Origin of the sequence: Collibacillus ludicampi (assembly GCF_023705585.1) — a bacterium.
Lineage (GTDB): Bacteria > Bacillota > Bacilli > Tumebacillales > BOQE01 > Collibacillus > Collibacillus ludicampi.
Window position 1 is genome coordinate 1,183,609 of the sequence record NZ_BOQE01000001.1, and the last position, 18,597, is coordinate 1,202,205.

The 18,597-nt window shown below is 46.1% G+C and carries 15 protein-coding genes and 1 riboswitch; of the genes, 2 read left to right on the forward strand and 13 right to left on the reverse strand.

Annotated elements, in window-relative coordinates; translation table 11 throughout:
* Positions 1 to 8: 8 nt before the first annotated feature.
* From DNHGIG_RS05915 to DNHGIG_RS05960, 10 genes are all read right to left on the reverse strand, one after another.
* Positions 9 to 791, reverse strand: a complete 783-nt coding sequence (locus DNHGIG_RS05915; protein ID WP_282198800.1) for a carbon-nitrogen family hydrolase — start codon at positions 789 to 791, stop codon at positions 9 to 11.
* A gap of 12 nt (positions 792 to 803) precedes the next feature.
* Positions 804 to 1,484, reverse strand: coding sequence for a DUF2848 family protein (locus tag DNHGIG_RS05920; protein WP_282198801.1), 681 nt, complete (start codon positions 1,482 to 1,484; stop codon positions 804 to 806).
* Between the two features lie 6 nt (positions 1,485 to 1,490).
* Positions 1,491 to 2,138 (reverse strand): GntR family transcriptional regulator, encoded by a 648-nt coding sequence (locus DNHGIG_RS05925; protein WP_282198802.1) that lies wholly within the window; start codon positions 2,136 to 2,138, stop codon positions 1,491 to 1,493.
* 256 nt (positions 2,139 to 2,394) lie between these two features.
* A complete protein-coding gene (locus DNHGIG_RS05930; protein WP_282198803.1) occupies positions 2,395 to 3,657 on the reverse strand; it encodes a M48 family metallopeptidase in 1,263 nt (420 codons plus the stop codon).
* Positions 3,658 to 3,748: 91 nt separating this feature from the next.
* Positions 3,749 to 4,735, reverse strand: a complete 987-nt coding sequence (locus DNHGIG_RS05935; protein WP_282198804.1) for a metallophosphoesterase family protein — start codon at positions 4,733 to 4,735, stop codon at positions 3,749 to 3,751.
* Positions 4,736 to 4,926: 191 nt separating this feature from the next.
* Positions 4,927 to 5,631, reverse strand: coding sequence for a VIT1/CCC1 transporter family protein (locus tag DNHGIG_RS05940; RefSeq protein WP_282198805.1), 705 nt, complete (start codon positions 5,629 to 5,631; stop codon positions 4,927 to 4,929).
* Between the two features lie 1,082 nt (positions 5,632 to 6,713).
* Positions 6,714 to 7,883: an S-layer homology domain-containing protein gene (locus tag DNHGIG_RS05945; protein WP_282198806.1), complete on the reverse strand. Its 1,170-nt coding sequence runs from the start codon at positions 7,881 to 7,883 to the stop codon at positions 6,714 to 6,716.
* A 740-nt stretch (positions 7,884 to 8,623) separates the two neighbouring features.
* Positions 8,624 to 10,021: an ArnT family glycosyltransferase gene (locus DNHGIG_RS05950; protein WP_282198807.1), complete on the reverse strand. Its 1,398-nt coding sequence runs from the start codon at positions 10,019 to 10,021 to the stop codon at positions 8,624 to 8,626.
* A 36-nt stretch (positions 10,022 to 10,057) separates the two neighbouring features.
* Entirely contained in the window at positions 10,058 to 10,465 is a 408-nt protein-coding gene (locus tag DNHGIG_RS05955; protein ID WP_282198808.1) for a GtrA family protein, read from the reverse strand.
* Between the two features lie 23 nt (positions 10,466 to 10,488).
* Positions 10,489 to 11,499 carry a glycosyltransferase family 2 protein gene (locus tag DNHGIG_RS05960; protein WP_282198809.1) on the reverse strand — a complete coding sequence of 337 codons (1,011 nt, stop codon included), beginning with the start codon at positions 11,497 to 11,499 and terminating at the stop codon, positions 10,489 to 10,491.
* Between the two features lie 225 nt (positions 11,500 to 11,724).
* Positions 11,725 to 11,808: riboswitch (cyclic di-GMP riboswitch) on the forward strand.
* A gap of 11 nt (positions 11,809 to 11,819) precedes the next feature.
* Between DNHGIG_RS05960 and DNHGIG_RS05965 the strand changes: the two genes are divergently transcribed.
* Positions 11,820 to 12,263, forward strand: a complete 444-nt coding sequence (locus DNHGIG_RS05965; protein ID WP_282198810.1) for a DUF6042 family protein — start codon at positions 11,820 to 11,822, stop codon at positions 12,261 to 12,263.
* A gap of 226 nt (positions 12,264 to 12,489) precedes the next feature.
* Here DNHGIG_RS05965 and DNHGIG_RS05970 read toward each other — a convergent pair whose 3' ends face one another.
* The 3 genes from DNHGIG_RS05970 to DNHGIG_RS05980 all read right to left on the reverse strand — a co-directional run bounded on the left by DNHGIG_RS05970 (position 12,490) and on the right by DNHGIG_RS05980 (position 16,297).
* Positions 12,490 to 14,403 carry an EAL domain-containing protein gene (locus DNHGIG_RS05970; protein ID WP_282198811.1) on the reverse strand — a complete coding sequence of 638 codons (1,914 nt, stop codon included), beginning with the start codon at positions 14,401 to 14,403 and terminating at the stop codon, positions 12,490 to 12,492.
* 118 nt (positions 14,404 to 14,521) lie between these two features.
* Positions 14,522 to 15,565: an S-layer homology domain-containing protein gene (locus tag DNHGIG_RS05975; protein WP_282198812.1), complete on the reverse strand. Its 1,044-nt coding sequence runs from the start codon at positions 15,563 to 15,565 to the stop codon at positions 14,522 to 14,524.
* Positions 15,566 to 15,727: 162 nt separating this feature from the next.
* Positions 15,728 to 16,297 carry a helix-turn-helix domain-containing protein gene (locus DNHGIG_RS05980; RefSeq protein ID WP_282198813.1) on the reverse strand — a complete coding sequence of 190 codons (570 nt, stop codon included), beginning with the start codon at positions 16,295 to 16,297 and terminating at the stop codon, positions 15,728 to 15,730.
* A 270-nt stretch (positions 16,298 to 16,567) separates the two neighbouring features.
* Here DNHGIG_RS05980 and DNHGIG_RS05985 point away from each other — a divergent pair, with 270 nt between their 5' ends.
* Positions 16,568 to 18,550: a methyl-accepting chemotaxis protein gene (locus DNHGIG_RS05985; protein WP_282198814.1), complete on the forward strand. Its 1,983-nt coding sequence runs from the start codon at positions 16,568 to 16,570 to the stop codon at positions 18,548 to 18,550.
* Positions 18,551 to 18,597: the final 47 nt, after the last annotated feature.

Consider the following 18,597-nt stretch of genomic DNA (forward strand, 5'->3'; position numbering starts at 1 on the left):
TCCTCCTTTTAACAACGATACAGATTCGGAACTCTATCTTTAAAGACGGGCACTCGTTCGCGAACCGTTTTCACCATATTCAAGTCTATATCCGCGTACAAGATGACAGGCTCTGATCCCGCTTCCGCAACGATTTCTCCCCATGGATCGTAAACAATCGAGTGTCCGTTAAATACATCGTTTTCATTTCTGCCAGCCATATTGGCGCCGATCACGTACAATTGGTTTTCAATCGCTCGCGCGCGCAACAGAGCAAGCCAATGTTGTTCCCTTTGAATGGGCCATTGAGCGGGCACAAACAAGACACATGCACCATCAAGAGCATAACTCCGGATGAGTTCAGGAAATCTTAAGTCGTAACAGATAATCGTGGCAGCAGAAAACTGCTCAATTTCATAAATGTTGTACTCGACACCAGATGTTAAATATTTGTCTTCTTCCATCAAACCGATTAAATGTATTTTGCTATAGACATTAATGGCATTCCCTTGTGGATCAAAGGTAATCGATGTGTTCTTCACACCGCCATCCAATTGAATAGGGAAAGAACCGCCTACAATGTATACTTGATGTTCCGATGCTTTTCGAGAGAGAAATTGACTCGTAGGTCCGTCAAGCGTCTCGGTATGTTCCGCTAACCGAGCAAAATCGTATCCACTTGTCCACATCTCAGGCAGAACGATCACTTTTGCGCCATTCTGCGCGGCTTCGTCTATGTAGGTCTCCGCGGTTTTTCTATTTTTCTCTTTGTCCCCTTGAATGACATTCATTTGACATACTGCGATCTTCATACGTTTGCCTCCTTAATTCGCGAAAATGTTTTCCACCTTATAAACATGAACGATCGATCGATCGAAAACAGGATCCGTCATGGTTAGGCGATAGGCCGAACCGTATTTGAATTTTCCTTCAAGAATCGGCACAGTTCCACAAAATAATACGCTTCCATTTTCATCAATACAATTACGTTTATGGGCAAATTCAAGTATCTCATGAACGGGGAGTACAGAGGCCAAGGAGCCTTCTTGGTACAATTCCCATTGATCATTCATTTTGATTTCACAAGTTAAATGGATTTGATCCCAGTGCACAAGGACTTCTTCTAACGGCCACGCCTCAGTTGCAACCGGCTTGGGGCATGCTTGTTTTGCATAGGGGATGCTGATCGCCTCAAGTTTACGATCGGTATGGTCGGAGCCTACGCTGACAAATTTCCCGTCAGAGGAAATGAGGATTACAAATTCCACTTCTCCAGAGGTTTGTTCACCTAAGATTTGAATATCCTTGTCTTGTGTAACCAGTAAGTTACTGATCGGATAGACCATCGGGACTTCAGGAGGTGCCGGAATTCCCTCATGTGCTAATTCTTCTATGTGCATTCTGACCGCTTCCTGGTTTCGACCGGAATATCCGATACAAACACTTTTCGCTACGTGTAATGAAAGTACTTTCCCGTTTGGTAAAGAAAATGTTAACTGATTCACCCTCATCTACTCCTCATAGGTTTTTTTTACCTCTTCTTCTGTCTTCTTCAAATGATCGATGATCGCTTCCTCCGCTCTTCCTTCTCTTAAGCCTTCAATAATTTTCCGATGTTCCTTAATTACATCCTGCCATCTCGGCAAACTGTGAAGAGCCTTTACGCCAATTCTGCGCATCATATCTGAAATTTGCTCGGAAATTGTTAAAAGTCTGTCATTGTTTGCTAATTCGTATAAAACTCGATGAAAATCCCGATCCAAAATAATAAATTGATAAATATTTTTTTTGGCCATTTCCGTTTCCATCAATGTAACGAGTGCTTCTAACCGATTCAGACTCTGATTGTCGATCTCGGATTGGACTTTCCGTACTACGGAGGTCTCAAGAATCAATCGAAGTTCGAATATATCTTCTATTTCTTTAGCAGTAATAGGGCTGACATAAGTCCCCTTATAAGGAATCGTATACATCCACCCTTCCGCTTCCAGTGTTTGAATCGCCTCACGAAAAGGTGTTCGGCTTATATGGAACTGCTCTTGAGCGCGCCGCTCAGTGATCATTTCATTTTCTTTTAAAACCCCGCTAATGATTGCTTCCTTTAAAATGTTATACGCCTGAATACGTAAAGGGACAGGACTCGGCAGTTTCAGATCCAAACTAACATCTCCATTCAAAGGATGGTTATCATATATAATATATTATATATGATATATCCATTTCGTCAATGATTTTAGAATTAAGAGAATTTTTGAGTGGCATTTTGATCGGTATTCCATGTGTACGGATGATCCAAGTCAACAAACAAAAAATGCAGCTTGCCTCGCAACAGGCGGCTGCATTTTTGTTTTGACTTCAATACGAAGCCTCCAGAAAATGATCAAAGCTGTTTTCATCTTTTGATCCTATCTGGTTCTATTTTCTTTCTTTACTCTCCGCAAAAGCGATCCTCTCCGAGAGTGTCGGATGGTCATACAGGAAAAATTTAACTACCGAAGGAGGATTAGGTTCACTAAGACTCTCGGAAGCTAATTTTTGGAAAGCATGTACCGCTACGCCCGGTTTCCCTGTCATCTGAATCCCGTACACGTCCGCCGCGTGTTCATACACGCGACTGATATAGTTTTCCAGAGGGGAGGTGGCGAATGATACGATCGACACGACCAATAAAACGAGAGGAAGGGAAGCATGATCGGACAAGGAGCGAACGCCCCATTGGTTCCCGTACCGTGCGATCAGATGGGGCAACAAACGGGATAAAACCCACAACAGGATGAACAATCCACCGATGGATTCGAGCATCCCCCACACCACATGGTGCATGACATAGTGCCCCATCTCATGCCCCATGATAAAGAGAATCTCATCATGGGAAAGTTTCTTCAATGTCGTATCCCACAAGACGATCCGAGCGCTGGGTCCAATCCCGTTCACATAGGCGTTCACCGCATTGGTCTTCGTCGACATATCCACTTCATACACTTGATCCGCCGGGATATTCGCCTGATGCGCGAGTGACAAGATGTCCGCCTTCAACGCCTGATCTTGCAACGGTTGAAATTTGTTAAAAAGGGGATCGATGACAAGCGGTTGAATAAACATCAAAAAAACGATCACCGGAATGAAAGCCAGCCAATACCAGAACCACCACCGTTTCGGACTTTTGCGCACGATCGCATACCCCATCCATACAAGCGGAACCGCGATGATCACAGAAACCAGCCAGCTTTTTCCCAGATCCGTCAACCAATCGCCCAGCACTTGATTGGATAATCCGTACTCCCGGTTGACTCGATAAGAAAAATAGCGAACCGGCAATTCAAGCAAACTGAGTGTGAACATCAGAAGGACAGTGAATAAAGCGGCTTGCCCAAACGACCGCTTGAACATGCGCGCGGCCCATGTGCGAAAGCGAGCGGACAACCCGAAAGCAAGGATCAACAGATACACAAGCCATTCATACCCTTGGGAGGCAAAGTAAATCGCTTCTTTCGTCCGTGAGAACGATACGGCCTTTGCCAATTGATCCGGCGACATGAACGACAGTGGGTTCGCCGGATCCCCTGACGGATATGTACCGGAAGTTGACGGATCTACATAGACCCACCAAGAAAGCAAACCCAATCCGATCAACATCGTGAGATAAACCGCAGGAAAGATCCGTTGTCCGCGTTGCACCGCTCCTCCCCCTTTACAAAGAAATGGGCGAAACCGTAATCATGAAATCATGGACGACCTATGTATATGCGGCGAGCCCCAACGGTATGATTTATCGAAGGGGATACACGAAAGGATGTACCCACTTCTTCGCTATATGATCCCGTACCCACAGGACAATGCGGTCGTTATACACCTCAACCATACGGCTTTCACTCTTATCAAGTGAATTATCAACCGTGAACGTCGAGGAACCGCCGACATAGAGGACATTTTCCAACTTGCGGATCTGGTCGCTGTGCAACATCGATGCATGCGTATGACCGGAAAACCAAATGATCGGACCTTGATGCTCGCGCAAAATTTTGCGGATCTCCTCGCTCTGCTGTACGCTTCCGGGATCGCTTTGTGTGACCGTGTGATCGAGAGGTTGGTGCAAGAAGACAAATGTCAACCCTTGATCCTTGGCCAACGTATCGCGGAACCAAGCCAATTGTTCTTTACTGATATAAGCTCCGTCCGCAATCTGTTTATAATGTGCCTTGAACTCTTCCGGCGCCAAAAAGATAAAATGATATCCTTTTATATAGCGGTCATAGTAGGGGTTGTCCAGTTGAAATGCATTGTCAAAGCGCCATCTGAGCTCAAGATCGGTGACGTTCTTGTTTGTAAAAACTTCGTAATACTCATGATTCCCCATCGTCGGATACATTGGCCAAGGTGCATACTTTTGCAGAATTTCTTTAAGAAGTTGATAGTCGCCCGCTTTTCCGTTAGTCAGATCACCGTTAATCACCAAAAAATCAGGTTGAAACGGGCGAATGTCTTCAAGAGCGGCAATAAATTTCTGCGATGCGGTTTTTTGCCATGGATCATTGGATGCCATCACATGTACATCGGAAAAGACTTGAAAACGCATGACCGGATCTTCCGTTTCCGCGGCGGCAGCGATCGAAGCTGTCGGCGTCACGGATATCCCCGCTTGGGGCATTGTCACTTCTTCCGCATATGCAGGTGCTGTCCTGAATGGAAACAGCGTCATCCAGATGAGAAAAAGAAACAAGCCTGATCGACTCATCCTCCGAAACAACTTCCGCATGCATGTTCCCTCCTTAAACTCCCTTTGGTATTTAGTCTCTCTTTTGGGTAAAAAAACATGAGAAATACTGTTAGTTAACATTTACCACACAAAGACTTATTCTACCAAAAGTATTCCTCTGAGAGAAACGCGAAGAAAGTTGCTCCCTTTCAGTTTTCACGCCGTTTCCTTCCGACAGTACGATTTTTCGGTCAAGAGATCCATTTGGCTACCATATAAGCGACTCCTGCTGCCAATCCTCCCACCAACATCGTCTGCCAAGCACTTTTGAAAGGTTTGGTACCCATAAATTTACCTTTGGCATAGCCGAAAATAAACAGTGCAAGAAGCGTAACAATCACAGATACAAACAGACCGGTTTTTATATTCTGAAGGAACATGTAAGGCAAGAGAGGGATAAGTCCGCCGATGATATAGGACAATCCAATGGTGAGCGAACTGTTTCGCGCCCGTTTGGGATCCGGTTCTTCCAGACCCAATTCAAATTTCATCATGAAATCCACCCAACGATCATAGTCTTTGCTGATCGATTCAACAGCAGACGCGACATCCTTGTCTTCCATTCCCCAACTGCTCAAGATTTCCGCAACTTCTTCTCTTTCACGATGCGGCAGTTCGATAATTTCCCGGCGTTCCCGCTCCAACTCGGCCAAATAATGGTCACGCTCCGTGCGTGCAGCCAGATATCCGCCGAGTCCCATCGCGATCGAACCGGCCGCGATCTCCGCCAAACCCGCAATGACAACCAGGGATGATGATGATAATGTGCCCGACAATCCGGCGGCGAGAGCAAAAGGTACCGTTAAACCATCCGCCATGCCGATCACAACGTCGCGTACGAATTCGGAAGCCATAAAATGATTCTCCACGTGTTCCATTACCGCTTTCTCGTTCATCCGGTCCCCACCTTCTTTTGAAATCATGCAATTAAGAATAAGAATCATTTCATAACCCCTAAAAATGACACATGCTACTGCCGTTATGACAGTAGCATGCATAGTTTGAGCGGGTTATGATCTTCAGTTATATACGGGTAATTATAAGGAAGGAATCTGATAGAGTCAAGGGATAGACCAAGTGTGGCTTTACCTAATTTCGATTTACAATCATTAACTATTATTATCCCCCAAAAATTATTTGACATATTTGTTTCGAAAGCATAATATTAATATCAATACATTTCCCGAAGGGGATGATTTCACTTGAAAACTATTATTCATTTTCTGACTGGAATCTCTCTCGCTTTTTTAGCCGTTGGTATAGCACCTTTCTTGGCGATTAAAGAATCGGTATTAAATTTCTTCATGTGATACACCACCTTCGTTGGTGGCTTTTTATGTATTCCATCACCTCAACATAATGGCCCCTCAACATCTACGATTCCTATCATATCCTCGTATCCATTCTCTTGTCAGTACGAGCAACTATGCAATGCACATGACTTCATTGGTCGTCTGGGCATCATCCCTCACCAAAGAAATCGGTAGTTCCGTCGTTTTCGTCTGTGCGGACTGTCAAAAGTCAACATCGAAGTTAGCGTGATTCGTCTTGCCAATCTCCTCAAGAAAGCGTCGGTTAGGACAAAGGATACAGAAAAAAGCCAAATAGCTTTTTCAAAAAGAAAGATGTAACATGAAGTGAAAAATTCAAATTTAAAGTGGGGCTCTCCCAAGTAGATTTTATCTACTTTTGGGACAGCCCCTTTCGAGATAAAAAATATCCGAAATAGAAATTAGCCGAAAAAATTAGCTTAAAAGTTCGCCGTAAGTAAAAGTTAGCATTTGCAACCCGAAAGCGCTGCATAACCAGAGTTCTGATTCCCGTGGATAGAGTTTAACTCAAGCCTTCATCGACAGATTTCCCGGGGAATAGACATCCGATGCTGTCCATGCGTGTCGAACCCTGAGGTGAAAAGAGATGATTTTGTCTCCTTGTCTACCCCCGCGCGGAAGTACCTTCTGTTCGTTTTACCACAGCACTATTGATTGCTAGCAGTTGTTGTCGTGCTATTTGTGGCTCCTGTTCCGGCAGAAGTGGTTCCATCGGTGCCCGCCGTCGTACCGCTTGCGGTTGTCGAGCCATTATCTGTACTGTTTCCGGTCGTGGAATCACTCGTACTTGTAGTTGTCCCGCCCACGGTTGAAGAACCATTGTCCGTGTTGGTTCCGCTGGAAGCAGTTCCTGTTGTCCCTGTGGTCGTATTGGTCGTTGTCGAATTATTGTCTGAGCCGGTTCCGGAAGTCGTTGTACCGCTCGTCCCCGTCGTATCACCAACGGTAACTGTTGATCCATCGTCTTCGGTGGTTCCGGTAGAAGAAGTTCCATCGATCGTGCCGCTATCAGTACCCGTATCGCTGACCGTGGTTCCTGCACTCGTCGCATCACCGCTCGTGGTGGTTGTCGAACCAACATCCACCGCAACGCCTGTGTTTTGCAATCGATCTAACAAGGTAGCCGCTTCGGCACGTGTAAGAACACGATTCGGCGCAAAGGTGCCGTCTTTGTTTCCGTGTACCAGATCATATTTGACGGCGGTTGCCACATACGGACGTAGTGCGGGGGTTATTTGATCCGCATCACTGAAGTTTTCGTGCAACAGTTGATCGGCAGAGTCTGCATCCATCAACTGAATGCTCGGATCCAACTGCATAAGGATTTTTACCAATGTGACCGTAACATCTTGACGACGCGCTCCATCTTCCGGATGGAAATCATAGCCGCCGATCAGATCGCGGAATTTATCAAAATAATCTTTCGCCGCTTCCACGTATTTAAATTCCCAGCTATTCGGCGGTACATCATTGAAATCTTGCGTGTTGGACGTATTTTTCAGGTGAAAATAACGTGTGACCATCGTCGCGAATTCGTCTCTTTTTACGGTAGCATTCGGCTCGAAACGTTTATTCCCTTTTCCGGACAAAATCCCTTTGCCCACAAGATCGCGAATATACTTTTCCGCCCAGTGCCCATTGATATCGTTCAATTCTATTTTGTTGTTGATAATGTTCGTCGTATTGGTAATGTGGATGTTTTGCACCGCATGTCCTTTGCCGACAATCTTGATATTCCCGTTGCTTTGCGCAAATGCAGGCACAGCGCTCAAAGAAAGAGTGGAGAGAACCGACAGAGTGGTAACCATTTTCTTCATGTCCTATCACCTCAATGCAAGTATGATTTGATAGGTTAAGAGTACCTCAGAAGTATGGAATAAATATGGGATAATCATGAAATTCTTCTTTACATTCACTATTGACTTTTTGAGTCATTCGATGTATAGCACGAACACAAAGTATGTACCCACAGGCCATTCATTCTCAAAGTAACCCTTCACTCCGCAAGCGGCGCCATCAGAGGATGAAAAGTTTCTTGTGCGGGAAGAGAGATTTAAGCTTCCTAATGCAACGGAGTATCTTTTGGGTGGGTTGTATCGCTTTGCAGCGCAGAGGTGAGTTGAAGGTCGTTCCGCTTCCCTATATCTCATTTAGAGGGCATATGCTTTGCGTGAAACAGCGACTTTGGAGATCGTCTCGCCTCCTTTCGGATGTAAAAGGGTATATGCATTGCGCGTAATAGCGACTTTGAAGGTCGTCTCGCAACATTTGATTATGATTCCATGCGAGACGACCTTCACGGAGCATAAGCGCAATGCATATACCCGCTGAAACGACCTCCACGGAGCATGAACGCAAAGCATATGCCTCAAAGACGACCTTCATCGAACCCAAGCGCAAAGCGATACACCCACCCAAGCACTAGTTTTCAAAGTAGCTGCCTTTAACAAAAGCTAACGAATGTAAACGACATTAATAAAAATCCGACTATTTCATTTCATCCGGTGCACTGACAATCAAAGCCCGGGTCATGTTCCCGGGCCTGTCGTATAACCGCTTATACTTCTTCTCCTTCATGAGTGATCGCCTGAGTCAGCCGTTCGATCATCCAGCTCACACCGATGAGAAAAAACGGATCGATCACAAACACATAACGCGCTTGTCCTTCCGTGGCGAAAATCACCAAAGTAGAAAAAACGATAAACAGCAAGTTGATTTTATGCAAAACGTTCAACGGCCTGCGACGAAGAAAAAGAAACAGGAGGATCAAACTGTACAGCAAACCGCCGCCTACAACGACCCATGCGGCTGCACGCGCTCCCTGCATCAATGGTTGAACCCACACCTGATCAAATCGAATCTCCGCATTCGACATCGTCCATTCCTCAATCTCCCGGCCGACATTGAAGTAACTGACTGCCAGACGGTCTAGCCCTAGCAAAAATGCGTCGCGCGGATGAGTCGTGATCCATCGCACGGCTTCTTGGCGTGCCAGTTGCATCGCATCCACTTCGTTATACTCGCCCTTTTCATCCAGAATGCGGTCGGTTTTAAATATCGAATGCGGTACCTTCATCGGATCCATGTACATCCCTTTGTTGAGATCATTATTATTGATGTACAAAACGAAATTCCCGTTGGTGGAAATCGGAACAAAACGATGAAACACCAGATAGTTCCGCAACGTCCATGGAGAGATGACGAGCGCCATGAACACACCGGCATAAATTACGGGAACACTGATCGAGAAAATGCGTGACCACAATCCTTTTCTCCGCTCCGTCCATCCCTGCGCACCCGCCGATCTCTTTTGCTGAAGCCTTTGCCCCCTTCTCTCCCACCACAACATACACGCGTATAGGGCGGGAAAAACTGCGTATTGAGGTTTGACCAGACTTAACATGCCCATAAACGTTCCTAAGAGTAACGGATTCCACCGTCCTCCTGTACGATAGGCGAAAAAACACAAAATCACGAGGATTAAGGTAACCGCAAGAATCTCCGTGCTCAAAAGGCTTGTATAACTGACGGCAGGCGGAAAAACAGCCGTGAGAAGCGCGGCCCACAATCCAGTGCGTTCATTGAAATAGCGGCGAACGAGCAGATAAGCGCAGACGATCCATACGAGACTCAAAAGTACATTGGCGATTTTGGCGGCGAGAATGGACGGATCCAAAGAATAAACCAAAACAAGAAAAAAAGGATATCCGGGAGGGCGGAACGCGCTCGGATAGGATACCCCTTGCTTGATAAACGGCGTGCTCTCTTTGATATAATCGAGCCCTTCAGGCATCGTATACGTGCCGTTATGCAACAAAGAGAGCGCAAGATCATGGTAATGTTTAAAGTCGGAAATCGGTTGTGTATTTACATAATAGATCCATGCCAGACGAATCCCCGTTCCGAGAACGAGAATCGCAAGCAACCACTTGAGCGAGCGAGAATTTTTTAACATGGCAACCTCCTGCATGCCCTCTCACACGAACACAGACTACGCCATGGCACGAACGCGAAACACCCAAAACCGGCTCAACATGAAATTCAGTACGGTCGTGGGGATCAGCGTGAAAAGCTGGGCATATTGGACGGGAATATGGAGTTGGTAAACAACCGGCCGCAAGAGCCACTCGCCACATGCGGCCACCAAGAGATTTGCCAGCACAAACTTCACCGTCATATTCCAATGGATCCGCCGAACTGCAAACGTCCAGGACGCATTGAAGAGGAGGGAACTGATCATTCCGACAAGATAAGCGAGCGCATAACTCACAGCCATCCCTATCCCGATACGAATGAACAGGTAATAATTGATGTAGCTTACAGACGTATTCACAAGACCGATGAGACAAAACCGGAAAAACTGAAGGCACTGTTCTCTTTTCGCGAATGAAAGATTCACTGTGATCCACCTTTGTATCGGAGCTATGATCGTGCCGGGAAGTAATCATCATGCCTTTGTGACAGCTCCCGATCCTGATGGGTCTGTACCGTCCCCCCCGGAAAGCCAATTTTCTCCTCCAAGATATACAACGGACGCCTCCGTACCTCATCGTACATCCGCCCGATATACTCCCCCATCATGCCGAGGATCAACAGTTGAATACCACCTAAGAACAGAACGACGACCATCAAGGAAGACCAACCTTGTACGGTTGAATGGGTGAACAAGCGCATATACAGAATGATCAGGATGCCAATGAAGCCGATCCCCGCCGAATAAAGCCCTAAAATGCCTGCCAATTGCAGGGGTTTAAAGGAAAAGGATGTGATGCCGTCAAAAGCGAAACGCAACATTTTTCGCAATGGGTATTTCGTTTCGCCGGCAAACCGTTCTTGCCGTTCGTACTCGATGCCCACCTGTTTGAAACCAATCCAGGACACCAGTCCGCGGACGAAGCGATGTTTTTCCGGCATCGCATTTAAGCTGTCCACCACGCGCCGGCTCATCAAACGAAAGTCACCCGTATCCAGGGGGATCTGGATATCGATCAGTCTTTGAAGAATCCGGTAAAACAGTTTGGCCGTCACCTTTTTAAACCAGGTTTCACCGGCGCGGCTTTTTCGTACCGCATAAACGACATCATAGCCCTCTTCCCATTTGGTGATAAAATCAAGGATCAACTCCGGCGGATCTTGCAAATCCGCATCGATCAGCACCACCGCATCCCCTGACGCGTGTTCGATGCCCGCCGTCACGGCCACTTGATGGCCAAAATTGCGGGAAAAGCTCAGCACGCGGACATGGGAGTCGTGGAACGCCAATTCCCGCAAGATCTCTTCGGTACGGTCACGCGAGCCGTCATTGACATAAATCAGTTCGTAATCATATCCCGATATGGAACACACGGTCGACAAACGCTTATGCGTTTCCCGAATCACGAGTTCCTCATTGTACGCAGGAATCACAACGGAGATCAGTTTGCGTTTGTTCATGTGCATTCCCTCTCTGTTTGCATTCAATATCGATTCTTACACAAGATCGACTCTGCCCCTCGCCGCATCCCGCGGGAGAACAGAGTCGCATGTTCCTGATTCCTCTCAGTACAAGATAACATAACGATCGGCAAGGTTCAATGTCCCACTTTTAACCGAACACTTGAACTTTGTCAATTTTTGTAGAAAAATGAGGGAATATGAATTATAATACAAATACTAAACCTCCGATAATGGCAAACTTGGCGAAAGCCAAGGACGCAAAGCTACAGGGGCTACGGTCTATGACTACGCCAGCCAGTTACCGAAGGGATGAAGAAATGAGCAGTACGATAATTCCGAAGCAAAACTCCTGGAGTCTCGTATCAGACGTGTTATTTAAAGCTCAATGGATGCGCTTTCTTCCGTTAGATGGAATGATCGTATACCCGTTGCTCATCCAAGCAGCTACTCATAAACAAAATCTTGAGGAAGTCGTTTCATACTTGAAGAGACATCTCGTTTTTCAAAAAGATAAAGACTTGGTAAACCGAAGAGAAGCTGAATTGCGCTTGATCTATGAGCGCTCAGGCTATTCGTATCCTGAGACAGTAGAAGAGCTGTTGGATCTTATCATTCGTTTTGGGTTGCTACGTAAAATTACATGCGAGGATAAAACGAGATTGGCTCTGATCGATTGCGGCTGCATACCGAGTCCAGAAAACGTCCTCAATCTAACGCGAAGAGAAATACAGATATTAGAGGCGATACGCACAAGAAGTTAAAGCCTACACATTCTATGGGTGGTCAGTGAGAAAATGCTGTACGATTGAATTCGCAGAAAATAAGAAAGAGAAAATCCTCCGAAAGATCGGTTGGCCGCCTGCTTCGGGGATTTTCTCTGATGCAAGTGATCGACGCCGTAAGCGGGTGACTGCAACGTCTGTCCTCATCTTCGGGATACGATTCTACAAGCGATTGAATTAAGGGATTCTCAGCGGGACAGCCCGATCAAACTTCTACATGAGGATGCGTGTGAATCAAAACATTACGGTTCGTATGATTCTTTAGCAGCTGTTCAAATTCATGTGCTGTCAGAGGGTGGCTGAACAAGTAACCTTGCAGTGCATGACAGTCCTGGTTCCGCAAGAAGGCAAGCTGCTCCTCATTCTCCACACCTTCCGCAATTACCTTCAAGTTAAGGGAACGCCCTAAAGTGATGATCGCTCTCGTGATCGCCGCATCCTTTGGATCGGTCGTCAATTCCCGAATAAAAGACTGGTCAATTTTCAATGTGTCTACGGGAAAACGTTTTAAACTCGTTAATGAAGAGTACCCAGTGCCAAAATCATCGATGGAAAGGTGAATCCCTAATTCCTTCATTTGTTTGATCTTTTTTGCACCCTCTTCCGGATTATTCATGATCGCACTTTCCGTGATCTCTAACTCAAGCCATTGGGGAGCGAGCCCCGTTTGCTTGAGCACGGACTGAATGGTTCCCACCAAATCATCCCGTTGAAACTGATGCATAGACAAATTGACGCCGATAGGAATTCGCGGCAACCCCTTATCCTGCCAGCTTTTGTTTTGATTGCAGGCGGTATATAAGACCCACTTTCCTATCGAATGAATGAATCCTGTTTCTTCAGCCAGAGTGATGAACTCAGCAGGGGGTACCTCTCCAAGTTCAGGGTGTTTCCAGCGGAGTAATGCTTCCACGCCGATAATCCTGTTCGAGTGAATATCCGCTTTCGGTTGATAGAGTAAAAAGAATTGATGTTGTTCCAATGCCTTTCGAAAGGAGCTTTCTAAAATCAGCTTTTTCGATACATGCTGGGTCAGAGTGGATTCATAGAGCTGATAATGATTTCTTCCTTTTTCCTTGGCTTTATACATAGCGGTATCGGCGTTTTTTACTAGAGTCTGAGCATCTGTGCCGTCTTTCGGAAAAAAGGCGATTCCAATACTTGTGGTTACAAAAAGCTCTTGATTCGTCAGCGTTATGGGTTCCTCAAAGGATCCAATGATACGTCTCGCGATATTCAGAGCGCAATCCGTAGATTTTATGTCTTTTAACAGAAGAGTGAACTCATCTCCACCCATGCGGGCTACGAGGTCGGTATCTCGAATACATTTGACTACCCTCATGGAGAATTGCTGAATCAATTCATCTCCCACATGGTGACCAAAGGTGTCATTGACATACTTGAAACGGTCCAAATCCAGATACATGACGGCTAGTACCTGGTTATTTTTTTCAGCCTGATCGATCGCATTCTTTAATTCCGAAAAAAATAAAGTCCGATTCGGGAGATCCGTTAATGAATCGTGATAGGCCAGATGATTGACCTTCATCCGATCTTGATTCCGTTCTTTGAGTGTTTCAATCAGATAAGCAGACATCCACATTCCTAGAGCGTTTAGTACAAGATACGCGAACATAAATTCAACAGGAAGAGCATTCGGTAGATGATAACTATTCTTCATGTAAAAAGAGAGGAGAACTCCTGAAATCGCCAGGAACAAATCGAGAATCATCAGGACAAGGATTTTCTTAAACTTACTATACGCTTGAAATTTTCGGGAGAGGAAAAACGAAACGGCAAGGACAACGGAATAAATAAGAAGGGTATACTGAAGACCCGTCCCGCCCAAATAAACGCGATAGACGAAAAAGACAGCAGTAACGATGAGTCCTGTCTGAAATCGTCCATAAAAAACGGCAAGCAGCAGCGGTATAATCCGCAAATCATAGAAGACGCCTGAACTGAACTGAAACGGGAACGACATACAAAAAATGGTCGCTAATGAATAAAGAACGGAACACCAGAAGGATTCACTTTTTTTATTCGTAAACGGAGAGGAAACCAGAATGGATAGAAGAATGATTAAAACATTTAACAACAATTCTTTGACTCCTAGCACACGAACATCCCCCGGAAGTAGAAATCGATTCAAACTCACATTTTACCTTATACTTCGTCACTTTCTCAAGGAAAAAGACCGGGAGAATAAAGGTCATCTCCCGGTCTTGTCCACGAAATTAATGGGTATTCGTTGTGCTGGTAGCCGTTGAACTGCCGTTTACGGTTGTGGTTCCGCTTGTGGAAGTCCCGTTACCCGATTGGACAGTTCCGGATGTGGATTGGGATCCGCTGTTCTCCGTTGTATTGTTTGCAGATCCTGTATTCGCAGAAGGTGTGATCGTGACAGTTGTGTTATTTTGGGTCTGGATACTGCCGGATGTAGAGGATTGCGTTTCCGTGCTGCCGGTCGTCGTGTTGCTTGCAGTATTTGTATTTGTATTCGTGTTTGTATTTGTCGTTGATGTGCTTGTTCCTGTTTGATCGCCCACAACAACTACGCTGTTCTCTTGCAAACGGTCAAGCAAGGTTGCCGCTTCTGCGCGGTTGAGAACACGATTGGGCCCGAATGTGCCATCCCCGTATCCGTGAATCAGATCATATTTCACGGCCGTAGCCACATACTGACGAAGAGCCGGGGCAATTTGATTTTCATCTTTCGGGAAGTTTTCTTTCAAGAGTTGATCCGCCGCGTCAGCATCCATTAATTGAAGACTAGGATTTAATTTCAGTAATACTTTGACCAACGCAACCGTTACGTCTTGACGCTTTGCACCATCGTTCGGTTTGAATACAAGACCGCCATCCAAAGTACGATACGCATCAAAGTAATCTTTTGTCGCTTCTACATACTTGAATTCCCAAGAGTCTTTCGGTACATCTTCGAAATCTTGCGTGGTCGATTGCGTTTCCAAGTTGAAATATCTCGCAAGCATTGTTGCGAATTCAGCACGTGTGACCAGGCCATTCGGTACGAATTTATGATTGCCCCGACCGGACAGAATTCCTTTTTTCACGAGGTCTTTTATGTATTTTTCTGCCCAATGTCCTTGAATATCATCCAAATCAACCGTATTCGTTACTTGTTTCAAATTGATAATGATGTTTTGGTGCGCGTTCCCTTTCCCTGTAGTCACAATCTTGCCGTTGCTTTGCGCGAACGCGGGGACGGCGCTTAAAGAAAGAGTGGAAAGTAACGATAATGCAGTCAGCGTTTTTTTCATGCTCAATCACCTCATCATTTTGATTTCTACTAAAAGTTACGAAAATGAAATCTCATTTAATAGGGTACTTTGGTAATTTTTTATCCAAAAATAAATCCTCCTGCCGGTGAGACAGGAGGATTTATGATCAAAAATCTGTGTAATCCCCATATATGCGTGTAGTTATGATTTGTTCCCGAACCATCGTTTCCACCACGATTGATTCTTTTTCGAGTCAGCTTCTTCCCATGCGGCAAGAAGATCATGGGTGGCCGCTATTTCTTCTTGCATGGTTTGAAGCAACTCATTGAGCTTTGTCATATGGGCTTGGATCGGCGCGAAATCCTGACTGAATCGTTTATGTTCCTCCCTGACTTCCTCCCGCACAATTTTGCGAAACTCGTCAAATAGCTGTTGCTTCACGTCTTCCGCGAGCGCCATTGTGTGTGTTTCCGAGGAGACAATGCTTGTTTCACTAGGAACGGCATCCGTTCGAGGCACGCGTCCGAGTCTTGCCAAAACTGACTTCGCCGCGTTCTCAAGAGGGAATCCGGCATCGAGATCCCATTTGAGCTGTTGAAGAACTTCGCGATCGGCCGCCTTGAAGAGTCGCTGATTGTTATCATTGCGGCTGAACGCGTAGCCCAGAGCTTCCAGTTGCAAGCACCATTTTCGCAACGTGCTCCCCGTGATTCGAAAGGTGTTACACACTTCCTTAGACGTCCAGAACCGTTCAAATTCCACGTTCCCCATGCGTCCTCACCTCTCTGATTGAATTCGAGATCCATCCCTTATGTCCTTCTCGTTTGAGACGATTAGTGATGAATTTTCGAAAAAATCAGGATACCACCTGCAGCTTGCGCAGGGCTTTTCTCATCTTTTTTCGTTTAGGCATGAAATTTCCATCGGTTTTCATTTGACATGAACCGTTGGGGATTGGGCTTACTTTTCTCTTGTTTTTTTATATAATTGTAATGTTTTACTATTTAATAATTGAATGATTTGAGCGAGGAGGTATCAGCATTGAAAGAAGGGGTAAAGGGATGGTTTTCATTCAATGTAAAAAAGAAACTGCTCCTGTCTTTTGCAATTATTTTAATCATTCCCAGCATGATCATCGGTTGGGTCTCCTATCAGACAGCGAAAACCAAAGTCGCAGTCGAAATTCAACAAGCCGCTGACGAGAACGTGCAGCTGATCAATCAAACGATCGACCAAGTGATCCAGGCGAAAATGCTCGATATCGATTACTTTTCACAGAGAGTGAATCAGGAAGAACTCGACAGTAAAGACCATCTGCCTGTGAGAGAACAACTGGACGCCTATGCTAAACTCCATCCGGAACTACAATCAATCTATGTGGGAACATCCACCGGAGAATTTATTCAATCCCCGAAACTCTCCCTTCCTGCCGGGTATGATCCCCGCAAACGCCCTTGGTATCAGCAGGCCATGAGCCAAAAGGGGAATATCATCATCACAGAACCTTATGTGGCTGCCAGCACCGGCCAAATGACAGTGACCATCGCGAAAACGTTGCAAAACGGAGCGGGGGTTGTCGCGCTTGACTTGAAATTGCAATACTTATCCGACGTCGTCAATCAGGTAAAAATCGGACAAAAGGGTTTTGTATACTTATTGGCTAAGACGAGCAAAGTGATTGTCCATCCTACGATGAAGCCCGGTACGGAAGCGAAAGGCTATGAGGCGGAAGCGTTGTCCAAACAGGATGCCGGTGCGATTCATGATGTCGTTGATGGTCAGAGCAAGTACATTGATTTCATCACCAACGAAACCACGGGGTGGAAGATTGTCGCCTCATGGAATGCGGATGAAATCGATACAGCCGCTTCTTCCATCTTACATACTACCATGATTGTCATCGTTCTTTCCCTGCTCGTCGGTGCCATCATCGTCTGGCTGATCATTCGCTCCATCACAAGCCGCTTCAGAGAACTAAACGATGCGGCGGAGAGAATCCGTCAAGGGGATCTTACCGAAACGATCCAAATCCGGTCGAATCATGAATTTGACCAATTGGCCGAAAGCTTCAATCACATGAGTGAGTCTCTGCGCACAATCATCAACCAGGTGCGAGAAACGGCTGACCATGTGGCTGCTTCTTCCATCGAATTGAGAGCGAGCGCCGAACAAACGAGCCAATCAACGGAACAGGTGGCTCTGGCAATTCAAGAGGTAGCCAACGGAACGGAGAACCAGACGCAAAGTGCCGAAGAGAGCGCAAGAGCCATGGAGGAAATGGCCGTAGGGATCAGCCGTATCGCGGAAAGTTCGTCCGTCGTGTCTGAGGCGGCTTCCGAGACGATGCATCAGGCGGAAGAAGGGAATCGCCTGGTTCAAAACACGGTGAAGCAAATGAAATCGATCAGCGATTCCGTCAAACGTTCAGAAGAATCCATCTTGAATCTGGTGGAACGTGCGAAAGAGATTGAAAAAATCGTCGAGTTAATTACCCATATCGCCAATCAGACCAGCCTGCTAGCGCTTAACGCGGCGATTGAGGCGGCGAGAGCGGGTGAGTTAGGCCGCGGTTTCTCTGTTGTGGCGGACGAAGTGAGAAAACTTGCCGAGCAGACGGCCGAATCAGCCAAACAGATCACCCACTTGATTCAGGAAACGCAGAAAGACACGAAAACGTCCGTGGACTTCATGGGACAAGTGAAAAAAGAAGTGGAGTCGGGCCTCACCGTTGCGCAAGAATCGGAACGAACATTCGCCCGCATTTTCGATTCGGTGAACCGAATCGCCGGACAAATCCAGGAGGTCGCGGCCACCACCAAGCAACTTTCGGGAGGATCGCAACAGGTAGCCGCCTCTGTGGGAGAGATGGCACGCGTTTCACAAGAAACGGCGGCCCATTCCCAAAACGTCGCGGCGATCACGGAAGAACAATTGGCATCCATGGAGGAAATCGGTTCTTCCACTGAAAATCTGGAGAAAATGGTGGAAGAATTGCAAGCCCTTATACAACGTTTCAAAGTGTAACAAAAGCGGGGGAATCCCCGCTTTTGTTGTTATACAAAATCCTAGAA